At 63.3% G+C, this 18045-nt stretch carries 16 protein-coding genes; 8 read left to right on the top strand and 8 right to left on the bottom strand.

The window, feature by feature from the left end:
• Positions 1–25: 25 nt before the first annotated feature.
• Entirely contained in the window at positions 26–1678 is a 1653-nt protein-coding gene (gene metG / locus RLO07_RS08235) for a methionine--tRNA ligase (protein ID WP_462291660.1), read from the bottom strand.
• Between the two features lie 182 nt (positions 1679–1860).
• On the opposite strand from metG, the gene apbC reads away from it, so the two are divergent.
• Together apbC and dcd are read left to right on the top strand one after the other, a co-directional pair.
• The gene (gene apbC / locus RLO07_RS08230; protein WP_462291659.1) at positions 1861–2676 is read left to right on the top strand and encodes an iron-sulfur cluster carrier protein ApbC; all 816 of its coding nucleotides are present in this window, start codon (positions 1861–1863) and stop codon (positions 2674–2676) included.
• Positions 2677–2693: 17 nt separating this feature from the next.
• Complete coding sequence (gene dcd / locus RLO07_RS08225; RefSeq protein WP_462291658.1) at positions 2694–3260, top strand: dCTP deaminase; 567 nt, start codon at positions 2694–2696, stop codon at positions 3258–3260.
• Positions 3261–3267: 7 nt separating this feature from the next.
• On the opposite strand, the gene RLO07_RS08220 is transcribed toward dcd, so the two are convergent.
• The 3 genes from RLO07_RS08220 to purM are packed head-to-tail and all read right to left on the bottom strand — an operon-like array spanning position 3268 to position 5700.
• Entirely contained in the window at positions 3268–4047 is a 780-nt protein-coding gene (locus RLO07_RS08220; RefSeq protein WP_462291657.1) for a DUF3108 domain-containing protein, read from the bottom strand.
• The gene (purN, locus tag RLO07_RS08215) at positions 3953–4663 is read right to left on the bottom strand and encodes a phosphoribosylglycinamide formyltransferase (RefSeq protein ID WP_462291656.1); all 711 of its coding nucleotides are present in this window, start codon (positions 4661–4663) and stop codon (positions 3953–3955) included. The genes RLO07_RS08220 and purN overlap by 95 nt, the downstream gene beginning before the upstream one ends.
• Positions 4663–5700: a phosphoribosylformylglycinamidine cyclo-ligase gene (gene purM / locus RLO07_RS08210; RefSeq protein WP_462291655.1), complete on the bottom strand. Its 1038-nt coding sequence runs from the start codon at positions 5698–5700 to the stop codon at positions 4663–4665. Before purM ends, purN begins: the two co-directional genes overlap by 1 nt.
• Positions 5701–5867: 167 nt before the next feature.
• On the opposite strand from purM, the gene RLO07_RS08205 reads away from it, so the two are divergent.
• The 4 genes from RLO07_RS08205 (at position 5868) to RLO07_RS08190 (ending at position 9860) form a co-directional block, all read left to right on the top strand.
• Positions 5868–6920, top strand: a complete 1053-nt coding sequence (locus RLO07_RS08205) for a DUF2066 domain-containing protein (protein WP_462291654.1) — start codon at positions 5868–5870, stop codon at positions 6918–6920.
• Positions 6908–7981, top strand: a complete 1074-nt coding sequence (locus RLO07_RS08200; RefSeq protein ID WP_462291653.1) for an AI-2E family transporter — start codon at positions 6908–6910, stop codon at positions 7979–7981. Before RLO07_RS08205 ends, RLO07_RS08200 begins: the two co-directional genes overlap by 13 nt.
• Before the next feature lie 4 nt (positions 7982–7985).
• The gene (hda, locus tag RLO07_RS08195) at positions 7986–8687 is read left to right on the top strand and encodes a DnaA regulatory inactivator Hda (protein ID WP_462291652.1); all 702 of its coding nucleotides are present in this window, start codon (positions 7986–7988) and stop codon (positions 8685–8687) included.
• Between the two features lie 147 nt (positions 8688–8834).
• Positions 8835–9860, top strand: coding sequence for an OmpA family protein (locus RLO07_RS08190; protein WP_462291651.1), 1026 nt, complete (start codon positions 8835–8837; stop codon positions 9858–9860).
• A 23-nt stretch (positions 9861–9883) separates the two neighbouring features.
• Here the strand turns inward: RLO07_RS08190 and RLO07_RS08185 are convergent, their stop codons facing one another.
• From RLO07_RS08185 to RLO07_RS08175, 3 genes are read right to left on the bottom strand one after another with little or no spacing between them, the layout of a single operon-like run.
• Entirely contained in the window at positions 9884–10654 is a 771-nt protein-coding gene (locus RLO07_RS08185) for an amidohydrolase (RefSeq protein WP_462291650.1), read from the bottom strand.
• Positions 10642–11784, bottom strand: a complete 1143-nt coding sequence (locus RLO07_RS08180; protein ID WP_462291649.1) for a methionine aminotransferase — start codon at positions 11782–11784, stop codon at positions 10642–10644. Before RLO07_RS08180 ends, RLO07_RS08185 begins: the two co-directional genes overlap by 13 nt.
• 2 nt (positions 11785–11786) lie before the next feature.
• Positions 11787–12263 (bottom strand): Lrp/AsnC family transcriptional regulator, encoded by a 477-nt coding sequence (locus tag RLO07_RS08175; protein ID WP_462291648.1) that lies wholly within the window; start codon positions 12261–12263, stop codon positions 11787–11789.
• A 123-nt stretch (positions 12264–12386) separates the two neighbouring features.
• Between RLO07_RS08175 and RLO07_RS08170 the strand changes: the two genes are divergently transcribed.
• Entirely contained in the window at positions 12387–15887 is a 3501-nt protein-coding gene (locus RLO07_RS08170; RefSeq protein ID WP_462291647.1) for an indolepyruvate ferredoxin oxidoreductase family protein, read from the top strand.
• Between the two features lie 36 nt (positions 15888–15923).
• Positions 15924–17003 (top strand): Glu/Leu/Phe/Val family dehydrogenase, encoded by a 1080-nt coding sequence (locus RLO07_RS08165; RefSeq protein WP_462291646.1) that lies wholly within the window; start codon positions 15924–15926, stop codon positions 17001–17003.
• Between the two features lie 12 nt (positions 17004–17015).
• On the opposite strand, the gene RLO07_RS08160 is transcribed toward RLO07_RS08165, so the two are convergent.
• Entirely contained in the window at positions 17016–17930 is a 915-nt protein-coding gene (locus tag RLO07_RS08160; protein ID WP_462291645.1) for a GGDEF domain-containing protein, read from the bottom strand.
• Between the last annotated feature and the right edge of the window lie 115 nt (positions 17931–18045).

Raw genomic sequence — 18045 nt, 5'->3', positions numbered from 1 at the left:
AGCCTCCAGGGGCAGCCGGACTTGTCTATGCCGGTTCCGAGCAGGCACTGAGCAGCGCCTCCACCGCCGCGGGATCGACCCGCGTCAGCAGGGGCTGGAATGGCGCCAGTTGGTGGCCGAGCAGCGGGCCGTCCAGGGCGGTCCAGTCCAGGGAGCAGCGCAGAAATGCCTCGGAGCGCTCCGCCATGGCTGGCAGCACCGGTTTCAGGTAGGTCATCAATACCCGGAACAGATTGATACCCATGCTGCAGATGGCGTGAACCTCCTGCTCGCGCCCGGCCTCCTTCGCCAGGACCCAGGGTTTCTTGTCGTCGATGTACTGGTTGGCCCGGTCCGCCAGCGCCACGATGGCGCGAATGGCCCTGCTGAACTCCCGCTGTTCGTAGGCTGTGGCAATGGTCTCGCCCTCGTCGAGGAAGGCCTGCAGCAGCGCCGGTTCCGCGCAGCTGACGGCGGTGGTGTTGTCGAAGCCCTTGCGCAGGAATCCGGCACAGCGGCTGGCAATATTGACGATCTTGCCCACCACGTCGGCGTTGACCCGCTGCACGAAATCTTCGAGGTTGAGGTCGATATCGTCGACACCACCGCTCAGTTTGGCGGCAAAGTAGTAGCGCAGGTATTCCGCATCGAGGTGTTGCAGGTAGGTGCCGGCATTGATGAAGGTGCCGCGGCTCTTGGACATCTTGGTGCCGTTCACGGTCAGGAAGCCGTGGACGTAAATGGCGGTGGGCGTGCGCAGGCCCGCGGAATGCAACATGGCGGGCCAGAACAGGCCGTGGAAGTTGATGATGTCCTTGCCGATGAAGTGGTACAGCTCGGCCTCCGCATCGGCCTGCCAGTAGCTGTTGAAATCGTGGCCGCTGCGGTCGCAGAGGTTCTGGAAGCTGGCGATGTAGCCTATGGGAGCGTCCAGCCAGACGTAGAAATACTTGCCCGGCTCACCCGGAATCTCGAAGCCGAAATAGGGCGCGTCACGGCTGATGTCCCACTCCTGCAGGCCGGCGTCGGTCCACTCCCGCAGCTTGTTGGCGATCTGCGGCTGCAGGGTGCCCGAATCGATCCAGGCCTGCAGCATGTCCGCCAGGGCTGGCAGGGTGAAAAAGAAGTGAATCGATTCCTTCGGTACCGGGCGGGCGCCGGAAATGGCCGACACCGGGTCGATCAGGTCCGCTGGAGTATAGGTTGCCCCGCAGGCCTCGCAATTGTCCCCGTACTGGTCCGGCGTCTTGCAGCGGGGGCAGGTGCCCTTGATGAAGCGATCGGCCAGGAACAGCTCCTTCTCCGGGTCGAAAGCCTGGACGATGGCGCGGCTGGCGATGTGGCCATTGGCGTGCAGGCGCCGGTAGATCTCCTCGCTCCAGTAGCGATTTTCGTCGGTGTGGGTGCTGTAGTAGTTGTCAAAGCCGATATGGAAGCCCGCGGCGTCCTGCTCGTGCTCGGCCTTGATCCGGGCAATCTGCTGTTCCGGGGTGATGCCCCGCTTTTCTGCGGTCAGCATGATAGCGGTGCCGTGGGCATCATCGGCACAGACATACAGGCAGTCATGCCCCCGCGATTTCTGGAACCGGACCCAGATATCGGTCTGCACCATCTCCAGCAGGTGCCCGAGGTGCAGGGAACCGTTGGCATAGGGGAGGGCGCTGGTCACCAGTATCTTGCGCGCGCTGCTGTCGGGCATCGGCTTGGACATTCCATGCGAGAAAAAAGGGGCGCTACTATAGCGTTTTTGCGGCCCGGTTTCACTTCCGGGATAATGGGGCGGCAGCGATTGTCGGCACCGCGGCAACTCCCTATACTGGCGGGCGCAGGTGAGACTGCCAGTCGCGCCCCATTCACCCACCGACGAACCTCCGGCCCGCCATGAACAAGATCAAGTACATTATCGCCGTCGCCTCCGGCAAGGGCGGCGTCGGCAAATCCACTACCGCCGTCAACCTGGCCCTCGCCCTGCAGGTGCTGGGTGCCCGGGTCGGGTTGCTGGATGCCGACATCTATGGCCCCAGCCAGCAGCGCATGCTGGGTATTGCCGAGGGCACCAGGCCCGAGCAAAAAGATGGGCAGTGGTTGTTGCCGGTGATGGCCCACGGCTTGAAAACCATGTCCATGGCCTACCTCTCCAGCGAGCGCACGCCCATGGTGTGGCGCGGCCCCATGGCGGGTGGCGCCCTGGTGCAGATGCTGGAGCAGACCCTCTGGGGCGAGCTGGACTATCTGGTGATCGACATGCCGCCGGGCACTGGCGACATCCAGTTGACCCTGTCGCAGAAGGCGACCGTGGCCGGCGCGGTGATTGTTACCACGCCCCAGGACATCGCCCTGCTGGATGCGCAGAAGGGGATCGAGATGTTCCGCAAGGTCGATGTCCCGATCCTCGGCATCATCGAGAACATGGCAGTGCATGTCTGCAGCCAGTGCGGTCACGCCGAGCATATCTTCGGCAGTGCCGGCGGTGAACGGGTGGCGCGTGAGTACGGGGTGCCGCTGCTGGCCAGTTTACCCCTGACCCTGGCCATCCGCGAGCAGACCGACGCAGGTACGCCCACGGTTGTCGCGGCGCCGGAAGCTGCGGAGAGTGGCCTCTATGTGGACGCTGCGCGGGCGATACAGGCCACCCTGGAAGGATCGGGCGATGGTGCAGTGCAGTCTTTCCCCAACATCAGCATTTCCGACGACTGAACGGAGCGACCCCGCAGGTGAGCATCAAGGCAGACAAGTGGATTCGCCGCATGGCGGAACAGCATGGCATGATCGAGCCCTTTGAGCCGGGTCAGGTCCGCAGCGACGGGGATCGCCGCCTGATTTCCTACGGCACCTCCAGCTACGGCTATGACGTGCGCTGCTCGGAGCATTTCAAGGTCTTTACCAATATCAACTCGGCCACGGTTGACCCCAAGGCCTTCGACGAGAACAGCTTCGTCGACGTGCACGGCGCGGTCTGCGTGATTCCGCCGAATTCATTCGCCCTGGCGAGCACGGTGGAGTACTTCCGTATTCCGCGCAATGTCCTGACTATCTGCCTGGGCAAGTCTACCTACGCGCGCTGCGGGATCATTGTCAACGTGACGCCGCTGGAGCCGGAATGGGAGGGGCACGTCACTCTCGAGTTCTCCAATACCACGACCCTGCCCGCCAAGATCTATGCCAACGAGGGCGTGGCGCAGATGCTGTTTTTCGAGTCCGATGAAGTGTGTGAAACCAGCTATCGCGATCGTGGCGGCAAATACCAGGGGCAGCGCGGCGTCACTCTGCCCAGGGCTTGAGCAGTCTCTATTGGCTGCCGCTTGCAGCGACCACCGGGTTGCCGCCGATGTCGGCATCCGACAGTAATACCTCGACGGGCTTGCCGTCCTCGATGTGGACGGTCTTGACCATCAGGTAATCCCACTGTGGCGCAAACCAGATGTCCGATTCGCGATCCGGGTCCTCGTGGAGGCGCTCGAAGTGCAGCGCGTTCACCGGACCCAGCGGCGTATCCAGGGTTTCGTCGCCGACATATACCAGCTCGTAGTCCTTGACCCGCTTGCCATCGGCAATGCGCACACTGATGTTCTCGCGCGGGTTTTCCTTGCTCATCAGGTGCAGTCGCAACTGTTCCTGCTGGCTCATGCGATCAAGCGTGCCCTCGGTGAAAGGCAACTCGTACCATTCTTCCTTGTACAGGCTGCGCACTGTATCCGCGCCGGGGGTGAAGTGGACTTCCCGGCGGCGGTTGATCAGCCCTGTGCCCTGGTAGATATAGGAACCTGGCTTGACCTGGGTATCATCGACCCTGAACACGGCAACTTCGTGGAACCCCACCACCAACAGCTTGCCGCCATTGGTCAGCGTATACCCGCCCTCGCCGTCGGTTTTCAGTTCCCGCTCCAGGGTCACGGTCATGCCGCGAGCGGTCGTGGTGTATTCGGCCTTGTAGGGTTGCAGGACTGCCGCAGGTGCGTCTGCCGACGCTTCTTCAGCACTGCTGATGCTGGCTGTCGTCAGCAACATTGTGGCGTACAGCATTTTGCGGCCGATACGGGATGCCGCTCGCGGGAATCTTCTGGCCATCGAGAAATGCTCCTTGTTCGTTCAACGTCAGCCGCCCCTGCAGGAACCAGAGAGCCGCCAGCGGATAGATTTCATGTTCCACGGCGACGACCCGCTTGGCGAGACTGTCGGCTGTGTCACCGGGAAGGATGGACACTCTGGCCTGCAGTACCGGGGGGCCGCCATCCAGTTCCGGGGTAACGAAGTGAACTGTGCTGCCGGCCTCCGCGTCACCGGCATCCAGCGCTCGCTGGTGCGTGTGCAGCCCGGGATACTTGGGCAACAATGACGGATGAATGTTCAATAATCTACCGGCAAAAGGTGTGATAAATACCGGGGTCAGGATGCGCATGAAGCCGGCGAGAACGACCAGGTCGGGTTGCGCCTGCCGCAGGCGCCGGACCAGGGCCGCGTCAAAGGCTTCCCGGTCGGGATAGTCGCCGTGAGCAATGCAGGCCGTTTCAATGCCGGCCCGGCGGGCCGTGGCGAGACCTTCTGCGTCGGCACGATTGCTGAGCACAAGGCAGACCTGTGCCGGCAGATCACCACGATCGCATGCATCCAGGAATGCAGACATGTTGGAGCCGCGCCCGGAGATCAGGATGGCGATCCGGCCTTCTGCGGCAAGCGGTGGCATCAGGCCAGCTCCACTCCGTGCTCGCCGGCGGTAACATGGCCCAGGCGCCAGGCCAGCAGGCCACTGTCGGCCAGGGCCCGCAGTGCGGGCGCGGCAGATTCCTCCGACACGCACAGGACCATGCCAACACCGCAGTTGAAGGTGCGGTACATCTCGGACGTGTCGACGTTGCCCTGGGCCTGCAGCCAATGGAAGATCTCTGGCCACTGCCAGCTGCTGGTGTCGACCACCGCGCGACAGCCGGCCGGTAGTACTCGCGGCAGATTCTCGGGCAGGCCGCCGCCGGTAATATGGCTCAGTGCCTTGACTTCAAGTTGCCTGAACAGGGCCAGCAGCGGTTTAACGTAGATGATGGTCGGGGTCAGCAGGGTCTGGCCCAGTGTGCCGTCGGCAAAAGGCTGTTGCAGATCGGCGCCGCTGACCTCGATGATCTTGCGAATCAGGGAGTAGCCGTTGGAATGGGGGCCGCTGCTGCCGATGGCAATCAGGCAGTCACCGGGGGCGACCTTGCTGCCGTCAATGATCTCGGTCTTCTCCACCACGCCGACGCAGAAGCCCGCCAGGTCGTAGTCTTCGCCCTCGTACATGCCCGGCATCTCGGCGGTCTCGCCGCCGACCAGGGCGCAGCCTGCCAGCTCGCAGCCGCGACCGATACCGGTGATCACGGCGGCGGCGGTGTCCACATCCAGTGCGCCGGTCGCGTAGTAATCGAGGAAGAACAGGGGCTCGGCACCGGCAACCACGAGGTCGTTGACGCACATGGCGACCAGGTCAATACCAATGCTGTCGTGTATGCCCATGTCCATGGCCAGGCGCAATTTGGTTCCCACCCCGTCAGTGCCGGACACCAGAACCGGTTGCCGGTAGCCGGCGGGCAGTTCACAAAGGGCTCCGAAACCGCCCAGTCCGCCCAGAACCTCGGGCCTGGCGGTGCGCCGGGAAACCTGCTTGATGCGCTCCACCAGCGCGTTGCCGGCGTCGATGTTCACGCCCGCGTCCTTGTAGCTTAGGGGGGTTCCCCTGTCTTGTGTGCTCATGGTCTTCCGGGTCCGGTCAGGTGCAGGCGGCTGCAGTTTCAGGGGGCGGTATTCTAGCCTTTATCGCGCGCTGATTCACGCCGTCGGCATTTTTCACGATGTACTTCCGCGGTCCCGCATCGGTGCTGCTACAATGCCACCTCTATACCCTGCTCAGGAGGCGGGCTTTGACAAGGACCCTGTTGGCTCTCATTTGCCTGGTGTTGTGGGCGACGCGAGGCGCGGTGGCTGCGGAGCTGGTGCGCGACCTCTATGTCGCTGAGGTTCCGGTGGCCGATCGCAGCAGCGGCGAGCTTGCGAGAGCATCTGCGGAGGGGCTGGCGCAGGTGCTGGTCAAGGTGTCCGGCAGCGTCGAAGTGCTGGCGTCGCCGCCGGTCGAGCAGGCCCTGCGGGGTGCTCGCAGTCGGGTGCGGCAGTACTCCTACACCCGGGTTGACGCCGCTGACGGTGCCGCTCCGGGCCTGGCCGCGCGGGTGGAGTTTGATCCGGCCCAGGTGCGCGAACTGCTGGCCTCCGCGGGTGCGCCGATCTGGACCGCTACCCGGCCGGTAGTGTTGGTCTGGCTGGTGGTCGAGGATGCGCAGGGGCGCCGGTTTGCCAACCTCGACACTGATCCGGAGCTGGTTGCGGGCCTGGTGGAGGGCTTCCGCAGCCGCGGTGTGCCCCTGCGTTTTCCCCTGCTGGATCTGGCCGATATCGCAGCGCTTGATCCGGACGAGGCCTGGCGTCTGCCGGCCCCGCTACTGCTGGCTGCCTCGGAGCGTTACCGCGCCGCCGAGGTGCTGGCGGGCCGCATCGCTGTGCTGACTTCCGGCGAGATCGCCGGGGACTGGGTCTACCTCTCGGGTACTGGCCGTCAGGATCGCAGCGTGGTTCGCGCCAGGGCGCCGGAATTCCTGCACGCGGGCGTGGCCATGGTCGTTGAAGACATGGCGTCGCGCTATGCGCTGGCGGCCACGGGAGTGTCCGGTGACGCGCTGGCAATGACGGTGTCGGGCGTAGCCAGCTATGCCGATTACGCCGCGGTCCTGACCTGGCTGGAAAGCCTGGAGCCGATTGCCCGCGCCCACGTCAGCGCCGTTGCCGATGGCACGCTGAGCCTGCTGCTGACGGCAGAGGCGGACGCGGCACAGCTCGCCGGTGTGATCGAGCTCAACCCACGCCTGCGCCCGGGCGGCAGACCCACGGCAAGTGGCCTGAGTTACCGATGGCAGAACTAGGTCCGGTGCCGGTGCAGCGCTGGCCGCTGGCCCTGGCTGGTGTCGCGGTCATCGCCGGGGCTTTTTACCTGCTCCAGCCCATCCTGCTGCCCTTCGTGCTGGGCGCTCTGGTCGCCTACCTGGGGGATCCGCTGGTCGACCGGCTGGAGCGCCGCGGTCTGGGTCGCACCCTCGGTGTGGTCGTGGTGTTCGTGTTCTTCACTGCATTGATGGTGCTGGCCACGCTGGTGGCCATACCGCTGATAGTACAGCAGCTTGATGCTCTTCTGCAGAAAATACCCCAGTTTTATCAATGGATTACCGAGGTGCTGGTGCCCTGGCTGCGGAGCCGCCTGAGCGTTCCCTCATCCCGACTGCCGGAAATCGACTGGTCGGGGCAGCTGGCGGAGCACTGGCAGTCCCTGGGCAAGGTCACGGCCACCACGGTGAAGAATATCACCGGCTCGGGCGCGGGTTTTCTGCTGGGACTGTTCAACCTGGCACTGGTACCGGTAGTCGCGTTTTATCTGATGCGCGACTGGGATATTCTGATGCGCAAATCGCTGGGGATGGTACCGGTGGTGTGGCACAACAGCGTGACCACCATGGTTCGCGAAGCCGATGAAGTGCTGAGTGCTTTCCTGCGTGGCCAGTTTCTGGTGATGTGTTCGCTGGGTGTGATCTACAGTGCCGGCCTGTGGCTGGCGGGGATACAGTTTGCTCTCGTGCTGGGGGTGATCGCCGGGCTGGCGAGTATCGTCCCCTACCTCGGCTTTCTGGTCGGTATTGTCATTTCCTGTGCGGTTGCCTACGCCCAGTACCAGGAGTGGACCATGCTGCTGTGGGTGGCGTTGGTGTTCGGAATCGGCCAGGTGCTGGAAAGTGTGCTGCTTACTCCGGTATTGGTGGGGGACCGTATCGGCCTGCATCCGGTGGCGGTCATTTTCGCGCTGATGGCCGGGGGCCAGCTGGCAGGATTTGTCGGTGTGCTGCTGGCTCTGCCGGTATCGGCTGTCATCATGGTGTTCGTGCGTCACGCCATTGCCCACTACCGGGCCAGCCATTTATACAGCGGGGAATAGCTCGGTGACAGCAGGTCCTGCCCGGCAGCTCGCCCTGAACATGCAGCTGCGCGACGATGCCACCCTGGCAAGCTTCCTGTCGGCGCCGGTGCTGGACCCGCTGTTGGCTGCCTTGCGGGCGCAGGCGACAGCCGCTGGAGAACCGCTGGTTTTTCTCCATGGCAATGTCGGTAGCGGCAAGTCGCACCTGCTGCAGGCGGCCTGCCATCTGCTGCCCGCCACGAGCTGTTACCTGCCACTGGCGGAATTGGCTGCCCTGCCGGCAGAGGATTTGTTGCAGGGACTGGAAAGTCGGCAACTGGTCTGCCTTGATGATATCGATGCCGTGGCGGGCGACGAGGGCTGGGAGCTGGCTCTGTTTCACTTCTGCAACCGGACCCGGGCGGCCGGGTGCCGGTTGCTGCTGAGTGCCAATGCCAGCCCGCGACAGCTGCCAGTGGTGCTGCCTGATCTGCACTCCCGCCTCGGCTGGGGGCCGGTTTTCCAGCTGCCGACCCCGGATGACGAGCGCAAACAGGCGATACTGCGCTACCGGGCCCGCTGCCGCGGTCTGGACATGTCGGCGGAGGTCAGCCGCTTTCTGGTCAGCCGGGCTCCGCGAGGCCTGGCCGGCCTGATGGCGCTGCTGGAAACCCTCGATTCCAGGTCCCTGGCCGAGCAGCGCGCACTGACGGTACCCTTCGTCAAGCAGGCACTGGGTCTTTGAGCGCCGGCCCGGCCGCATCCACATCGCTAAAAACACCGTAATTATTCCGGTACCATGGCACTGGATGTGCTGGCCAATCACTGTATGCTTGCCAGCGATAGGCCAGTGGTTACGCGCCTAGCCAGTTACAACACAGGAGTGATGACAATGAAACAACGGATAATCGCAGGCGTTGCTGCCGCTGCAGCAGCGGCGTCGCTTATGTCCATGCCCGCCTCTGCCGAGGTGCCGCTGACCATCAACGCCGGTATCGGCTCTTGGTATTTCGACGGTGACCGTCGCTTCGAGGATACCGAGACTCCCTGGCTGGGCCTCGAATATGCCTTCTCCGACAACTGGGCGGCGGAGATCCTGTACGCGGAAGACAGCTCGCGCTTCAATGACGGCACCAAGGCGGACGTCTCCACCTGGCAGCTGGGCATGCTCTACTACACAGGCAGCTACATTGGCGGCGGCAATCGCGTGCGCCCCTATCTGGCCTTTGGCATGGGCGAGATCGACATCGACGCCGGTGCCTTTGACACGGTGGAAACCACGGCCAATGCCGGTGCCGGCATGCGCTGGATGCTGACGCCGCGGTTTGGCGCCCGCCTGGAAGCCCGGATGCTGCACAGCCTGGACGAGAACGAGAATGATTTCCTGTTCAGCGCCGGCGTCAACTACTACTTCGGCAAGGTATCCGAACCCGCAGCAGCTGCGGCACCGGCCGCGCCGCTGGATTCGGATGGCGATGGCGTGACCGATGACCGCGACAAGTGCCCCGGCACTGCGCCTGGTACCCGGGTTGATGCCGATGGCTGCCCGCTGCCGGTAGCCCAGGTTGCCTCCATCAAGCTGAAGGTCAATTTCGACTTCGACTCCACTGTGGTAAAGGAACATTATTTCGCTGACATCGGCGAACTCGCGACTTTCCTCAAGCGTTTCGATGACCTGCAGGTAGACGTGGAAGGTCATACCGATAGCGTCGGTCCGGAGAACTACAACCAGCAGCTGTCCCAGCGTCGTGCCCAGGCAGTCATTGATCTGCTGGTCAACCAGCACGGCATCGCCGGGAATCGTTTGCAAGCGGTTGGCTACGGCGAGTCCCGCCCTGTCGCCACGAACGACACGGAAGCCGGCCGCGCTGAAAACCGCCGCGTAATGGCGACCCTGGAAGTGGAATACAAGGAGTGATCCTTGCTGGAGGGGGCGGCTTCCTAGCGTAGCTGGAAGTCGTCCGCATCCAGGTGGCAGGGAAACTGTTCCCGATAGGCCATCAGATCGGCACCGCTCAGCACCACGCTGACGGTGCCGTTTTTGTTTTGCAGGTCGGACAGGACCTGTCCCTGCGCGTCGATCACCATGCTGTCACCCGAATAGTCCAGCCCCCTGGCGTCCTGCCCGATTCGGTTCACGCCTACGACACAGGCCAGATTCTCGATTGCCCTCGCGGGCAATAGCGCCCGCCAGTGCAGCCGCCGTGCGGCCGGCCAGTTGGCGACAAACAGCATCAGGTCGTAGTCCTGGCGATTGCGGCTAAAGACCGGGAAACGCAGGTCATAGCAAACCTGCAGGTTGATGCGCCAGCCGCGCCAGGGTACGACGACCCGGTCCTGGCCGGCGGCATAGCGCTTGTGTTCCCCGGCCATGCGAAACAGATGCCGCTTGTCATAGTGACTCACGCCTTCCGGGGTGGCGAACAGCATGCGGTTGTAGACCGCGTCGTCTTCCCGCACCGCGATGCTGCCGGTGACAGCGCAATCCCACTGCCTGGCCTGGGCCAGCAGCCACTGCTCGGTGGCGCCCCCCGGCTCCTCGGCGTTGCCCAGGGCATTCATCGAAAACCCGGTAGTAAACATCTCCGGCAGCACCACCAGATCGCTGCGCCCGGCCGTATCCGCGATCAGCTCCCCCAGGTGCTGGCGATTGTCGGCCGGGGCCTCCCAGACCAGTTCGCACTGTACCAGGCTTATCGTCAAATCCTGCATAGTCGCTCCGCTGCTCGCAGCAGCTGTGCATCCTGCTTGGCAAAGCAGAAGCGCAGCAGCCGCTGCGGTGGTGGTTGTTGGTAGAACACCGAGACCGGTATGGAGGCAACACCCACCTCCCTGGTCCATTGTTCGCACAGCACCGTATCGACACTGGCACTGATGGCACTGTAGTCCAGCAGCTGGAAATAGCTGCCGGCACTCGGTTGCAGGTGAAACCGGGAATTCGCCAGCGCGGCGCAGAACAGGTCGCGCTTGTGTTGGTAGCTCGCGGCAAGGCCCAGCGGATAATCCGGTTCCCGGGACATGAAATCGGCCAGCGCCTGCTGCACTGGCGTCACCGCGACAAAGCAGACGTACTGATGCACCTTGCGCAGCTCCGCGGTGAGTTCCGGCGGGGCCACGCAGTAGCCGGTTTTCCAGCCGGTCACACCAAAGGTCTTGCCGAAAGAGAACACCGCAAAGCAGCGCGACCTCAGACCTTCGAACTGCAGGGCACTGTGATGCCCGCGGCCATCGAAGACCAGATACTCATAGACTTCATCGCTGACCACCAGCAGGCCATGGCGGGTGACCAGGCGTTGCAATTGCAGCAGGTCATCCCGGCTCATGACGGCACCGGTGGGGTTGTGCGGAGAGTTGAGCACCAGCAGGCGGGTTCTGGCGCTGATGGCACTTTCGATTCGCTCCCAGTCCGGGGCAAAGGCGGCTGCACCCAGGGGTACGTGGACGGGAACTCCTCCCGCCAGGATCACTGCGGGTCGATAACTGTCATAGCAGGGGTCCAGCAGGATGACCTCGTCCCCGGGGCGCACGCAGGCGGTAATCGCACAGAAGATGGCTTCGGTAGCACCCGGCACAACGGTGATTTCGGTTTCCGGATCGCAGCGTACCCCGCGATGGCGGGCGAGCTGGTTGGCAATGGCTTCCCGCAACGCCGGCAGCCCGGTCATTGGGGCGTACTGGTTGTGGCCTTCCAGGGCATGGTGGGCAAGGGCGGTGCGCAGGGCCTGAGGCGCCTGGAAATCCGGGAAACCCTGGGACAGGTTCAGTGCCTGCTGCTCGTTGGCGAGAGCTGACATGCGGGTGAATATGGTGGTGCCGACATCCGGCAACTTGCTTTGCAGCATGGCTACAGTTGGGTCTCCAGTGGCAATTCGGTGCTGTTCTTGATTTCAGTGACCGCCATGTGGGAATGAAGTTCGCGGATCGCGGGGCTGGCGGTCAGCGTGTTGCGTACGAAATCCTCGTAGTGGCGGATGTCCCGGGTGACTATCTTGAGCATGTAGTCCCAGATCCCGGTCATTGTATAGCACTCCATCACCTCCGGATGGCGCACGATATCCTGTTCAAAACTCACCAGATTCTGGCGTCCGGTAGAGGTGAGGTTGATGGTGGCGAACACCACCACCTCCATACCCAGGCGCGCCCGGTCCAGCAGGACAACCCGGCGCTGGATCAGCCCCTCCTCCTCCATGCGGTTGATGCGACGCCAGCAGGGCGATTGCGACAGATTGATGCGTTCAGCGATGCTGGCGGTGCTGATGGTGGCATCCCGCTGCAGCATTTTCAGAATCTCCACGTCCTGTTTGCCGAGAATGTTGGACACCTCTTCCTCCTTTTCATCTTGCAGCGCATAAGTTATGCGTATTAGAGCGGAAAACACACTCAAATCAAATAACTATTCCTATACTTTTGCGGGACAATTCTGCCCTCTACAGGAGCTGCAATAATGGGTAAAGAAAACAGCAAGGCCATCCGCAAGGTGTCCCTGGACGACAAGTACGCCCTGGATACGGCCCGTGCCTACATGACCGGTATCGAGGCGCTGGTGCGTCTGCCGATGCTGCAGCACCAGCGCGACCAGCGCGCCGGGCTCAATACCGCGGCATTCATTTCCGGCTATCGCGGTTCACCCCTGGGTGGGGTCGACCAGGCCCTGTGGAAGGCGAAACCCTGGCTGGCGCGGCACAACGTGCATTTTCAGCCTGGCCTCAACGAGGATCTGGCGGCGACCGCAGTCTGGGGTAGCCAGCAGACCAATCTCTTCGGCGGCGCCAGATACGACGGCGTCTTCGGCATGTGGTACGGCAAGGGTCCCGGTGTCGACCGCAGCATGGATGTGATCAAGCACGCCAACGCCTTCGGTACCTCTCGCTACGGCGGCGTGCTGGCGGTCGCGGGCGATGATCACGCCTGCAAGTCGTCCACCCTGCCGCACCAGTCCGAGCACATGTTCATCGGGGCTTCGGTACCGGTACTGAGCCCCGCCAACGTGCAGGAAGTCCTGGACCTGGGTATTTTCGGCTGGGAACTGTCGCGTTACAGCGGTTGCTGGGTCGCGCTGAAGGCCATCACCGAGAACATGGATTCCGCGATATCCGCGGACATCGACCCCAATCGCATCGAGATCGTAATCCCCGAGGAGTTCCAGCTGCCGCCGGATGGGGTGCACGGCCGCTGGCCTGACAAGCCGCTGGAGCAGGAACTGCGGCTCAACAAGTACAAGATCTATGCGGCGCGGGAATTTGCCCGGGTCAATGGCCTCAATCGCATCGTGGTGGACTGTCCCAATCCGCGCTTTGGCATCATCACCACCGGCAAGGCCTACCTGGATGTGATGCAGGCGCTGGAGGACATGGGTATCGACAACGCCGTGGCCGCGGAGATCGGCCTGCGGGTCTACAAGGTGGGCATGCCCTGGCCGCTGGAACCGCGCACTACCCACGACTTTGCCGAGGGGCTGGAAGAGATTCTGGTGGTGGAGGAGAAGCGCTCCATCATCGAGGACCAGCTTACCGGCCAGCTGTACAACTACCCGGTGGCGGCGCGCCCGCGTGTCTTTGGCGAATTCGACGAGCAGGGTCGCGACCTGCTGCCCAACCTGTCCGAGCTGACCCCGGCCATGGTGGCGCTGGCAATCGCCAGCCGGGTCCGGCGCTTTTACCAGTCCGAAACCATGGAGCGGCGTATCCGCTGGATCGAGGAAAAGGAACTTTCCCTGGCACAGCCGCGCGAGACCATTGAGCGGGTGCCTCATTTCTGCTCCGGCTGCCCGCACAACACCTCCACCAGGGTGCCCGAAGGCAGTCACGCCTTCGGCGGCATCGGCTGCCATTACATGGCCACCTGGATGCCGGATCGCGAGACCCACACGTTTACCCAGATGGGCGGGGAGGGGGCGACGTGGATTGGTCAGGCGCCGTTTACCACCACCGAACACATATTCCAGAATCTGGGTGACGGTACCTACTTCCACTCCGGGTTGCTGGCGATTCGCGCCGCGGTCGCCTCCGGCGTGAATATCACCTACAAGATCCTCTACAACGATGCGGTCGCGATGACTGGGGGGCAGCCCGTTGATGGCACACTCACCGTCGCGGACCTGATCAGGCAGGTGGCAGCGGAGCGCGTGCACCGGATCGCCCTGGTGAGCGATCACCCTGAGGCCTGGCGCGGCCAGTTCCACGGTGTCACCGGCTACAGTCTGCACCATCGCGACGAGATGGATGCCCTGCAGCGCGAGCTGCGTGAATACGAGGGTACTTCGGTCATCGTTTTCGTTCAGACCTGCGCTGCGGAGAAGCGCCGTCGGCGCAAGAAAGGCACCCTGGAGGACCCCGCCAAGCGTCTGTTTATCAATGATGCGGTCTGCGAAGGTTGCGGGGATTGCAGCGTCAAGTCCAACTGCCTGTCGGTCATCCCGAAAGAGACCGAGCTGGGGCGCAAGCGCCAGATCGACCAGAGCTCCTGCAACAAGGACTATAGCTGCGCCAACGGCTTCTGCCCCAGTTTCGTGTCTGTGATCGGCGGCACACTGCGCAAGCCCGATGGCGCTGGCGGCGATGTCGATACCCTGTTCGATCCGTTGCCGGAGCCGCTGCTGCCGAGTCTGGACAAGCCCTGGAATACGGTGGTGACCGGCGTCGGTGGCACAGGGGTGCTGACGATTACCGCGCTGGTGGCCATGGCCGCGCACATTGAAGGCAAGGGCTGTGCGACCATGAACCAGACTGGCCTGGCACAGAAATTTGGCGCGGTGGTGAGCCACGTGCGGGTCAGCGCCAGCCAGGATGATATCAAGGCCGTGCGCATTCCCGCCGGCGAGGCCGACCTGCTGCTGGGCTGCGACCTGGTGGTGACTTCCACCTACGAGGCGCTCGGCAAGGTCGCCCAGGGCCGCACCCACGCCGTGGTCAACGAAGCGGAAGTGCCAACCTCGGCGTTTATCCTGGATCCCGATGCACGCTTTCCCACCGCTGCCATGAAGTCCAAGGTCAGTGACGAGGCGGGTGAAGCGGCAACCTTTTTCATAGACTCCACCCGCATCGCCACCCAGTTGCTGGGCGATTCCATTGGCTCCAACCTGTTCCTGCTGGGCTATGCCTGGCAACAGGGCCTGGTGCCGGTGTCGGCGGCGGCGCTGGCTGAGGCCATTGAACTGAATGGCGTTGCGGTCAGGTTCAACAAGGAGGCGTTTCTCTGGGGGCGTCGCTGTGCCCACCAGCCGCAGCGGGTGCTGGCGCTGGTCGATGCGGTGGCGCCGCAAGCACCGGTGCGCCTGCAGAGCTTCGAGGATATTGTCAGCGACCGCAGTGCCCGGCTGACGGAGTACCAGAACGCGGCCTATGCCGGCCAGTACCGGCAGCAGGTCGAGCGCGTGCGTGTGGCCGATCCGCGCGCGGGAGAGGCGGACAGCATCAGTGTCGCGGTCGCGCGCAACCTGTTCAAGCTGATGGCGATCAAGGATGAGTACGAGGTTGCCCGTCTTTACAGTGACGGCGAATTCCTGCGCAAGCTGGAGCGGCAGTTCGAAGGCGACTACGAATTGCGCTTCCACATGGCCCCGCCCCTGTTCAGCAAGCGGGACCCGCATACCGGCCACCTGCTCAAGCAGGAGTTCGGCCCCTGGATGCTGCGGGCGTTCGGCTTGCTGGCGCGGCTGCGCTTCCTCCGCGGCAGCGCCCTGGATGTGTTCGGGCGCACCGCGGAGCGGCGCCGGGAGCGCGCTGACTTGGAACAATACCTGGCGTTGCTGGAGCAGCTGCTGCCGGCCCTGACTGAAAAGAACTACACCGCCGCGCTGGAACTGGTACGCCTGCCGGCCAGGCTGCGCGGGTTTGGCCACGTCAAGGACCGCAACCGCGAGTTGCTGGCGCTGCGCCGGGACGAGCTGCTGCGCGAGTTTCACGGCGAGACCGCGACCCCGGTCACCATGGTCAGCGCCGCCTGAATAACCCCTGATAACAAGGATCCCGAGGATATGTCCATGAGCGTTTTTTCTGCCCCCGCATTCGATCAGCACGAACTGGTTACTTTTGGCGCCGACAAGGGCACCCGCCTGCGGGCGATTATCGCGGTGCACGATACAACGCTGGGGCCTGCTGTTGGCGGTTGTCGCATGTTCCCCTATGCCAGTGACGAGGAGGCGCTGCACGATGTACTGCGTCTGTCGCGGGGCATGACCTACAAGTCCGCCCTGGCGGGGTTGCCAATGGGCGGCGGCAAGTCAGTGATCATCGGCGATTCGCGTCGTGACAAGACAGCGGCGCTGATACGCGCCATGGGCGAATTCGTCCACTCCCAGGGCGGGCGCTACGTGGCAGCAGAAGACTCCGGCACCGGGGTGGCCGATATTCGGCTGATGGCGGAGCGTACGCCCCACGTCAGCGGCATGAACGACAATGAGTTTGGCGGCGATCCTTCTCCCAGCACTGCTTACGGGGTTTTTCTCGGTATTCGTACGGCGGTACGCCACCGGCTGGGTGTAGCCAGTTGCGCTGGCCTGAAGGTGGCGATACAGGGTCTTGGGCATGTGGGTTATTATCTTGCTCGGCACTTGCGCGACGATGGTGCGACGGTTTATGGCGCGGACCTCAATGAGGCCAACCTGCGCCGCGCGGTTGACGAGCTGGGCGTGCTCGCGGTCGCTGCCGACGAGATCATGGGTCTGGAAGTGGATATCCTGGCGCCTTGCGCGATGGGGGCAGTGCTGAATGATCGCAGCATCGCCGCATTGCGAGCCGGTATTGTCGCCGGTGCCGCCAACAACCAGCTGGCGACCACCGAGGACAGCGCCCGTCTGCAGGATCACGGCATTCTCTACTGTCCGGATTTTCTCATCAACGCCGGCGGCATCATCGATGTGCACCACCAGCGGATCGGTTCAGAGGATGAGATCAAGCGCAGCCACGTCGAGCGCATAGAGCAGACCTTGTCTGAAGTGCTGCTGCGGGCGGATGCAACCCGGCGGCCCACTCATGAAATTGCCGAGGACCTCGCTCGAGAGTATCTCCGACCGGAACCGGGGCCGAGTGTTCCGTCCCTGGCCCTGCGTGCCGCGAGCTGATTGTTCGCGGCGCTACAGGTTGGCAACCACCCTGTTGCGCCCCAGGCCCTTGGCCTGGTAAAGGGCTTCGTCGGCGCGCTGCAGCAGGGTCTCTGCCTCCCGGTCATCGTCCCGGCAGGCACTGATGCCCGCGCTGATGGACAGGGTGCAGGGCGCTCTGGCGCAGTCCGCAAAGTCCAGCTTGGCAATGCTGTCCCGCAGCCGTTCCGCCAGACGCATGGCTTCGGTTCCGCTGGTGTGGGGCAGGACCGCGGCGAACTCTTCGCCACCGTAGCGACAGAGCATGTCATGTTCCCGCAGCCCGGAACCACAGTGCTCGGCTATGCGGCGCAGTACCTCATCACCGATGAGGTGGCCAAAGCGATCGTTGATGGTCTTGAAGTAATCGACATCCAGGATGATCAGCGCGAATGGGTGCTTGTAGCGCTGAAACCCGGACAGCTGGCCACGGAGAATTTCCATGAGTTTGCGTCGGTTATAGGTACCGGTCAGTTCATCAAGCTCCGCCTGTTGCTGCAATTTCAGGCGCAGCTGGTGGCTCTCGGTAATGTTGCGGGCTACCCAGATCACTGCCCGTTCGCCGTCGATCAGCGATGAAATGGGCTGAATGCTGGCTTCAAACCAGAGCTCCTCCCGCGGTCCCGGTTCGCCATCCAGCCCCTTGACCTCACTGTCGCTGAGACTGTACTGGAGAATATGCAGGCGTTGATCCTGCAGCGCCCGGCGTATTTCCTTGAGGAACCAGTCGGCCTTGGTGGCGGGCATGACATCGTGCAAAGTCAAGTTCAGCAATTGGGTGCCGCTGTGGTAATAGCGGGTATCGGTCCCTCCGAGGGTCATGGCATAGCGGCCGGACTCGGTCAGAACAAATGCCGGGTCGGGAAGGGCTGTAAGGATCTCGAGGAGCAGATCATTATTGTCGTTCAAGGCGGGTATCCCGGTAGGCAGCGCCATGCAAGCCCTGCAAGCCGGGGCCGTTGCGGGCGGCATCTCAGCGCGGAAGGATACCGCTATCTCCGCGCGCCATCCAGTACCCGTGTGC

The organism is Haliea sp., from assembly GCF_040221975.1.
In the GTDB taxonomy this organism is placed as follows: Bacteria; Pseudomonadota; Gammaproteobacteria; order Pseudomonadales; family Halieaceae; genus Haliea.
Note: the sequence above shows the minus strand (reverse complement) of the source record. Positions and strands in the feature narration are given on the sequence as shown.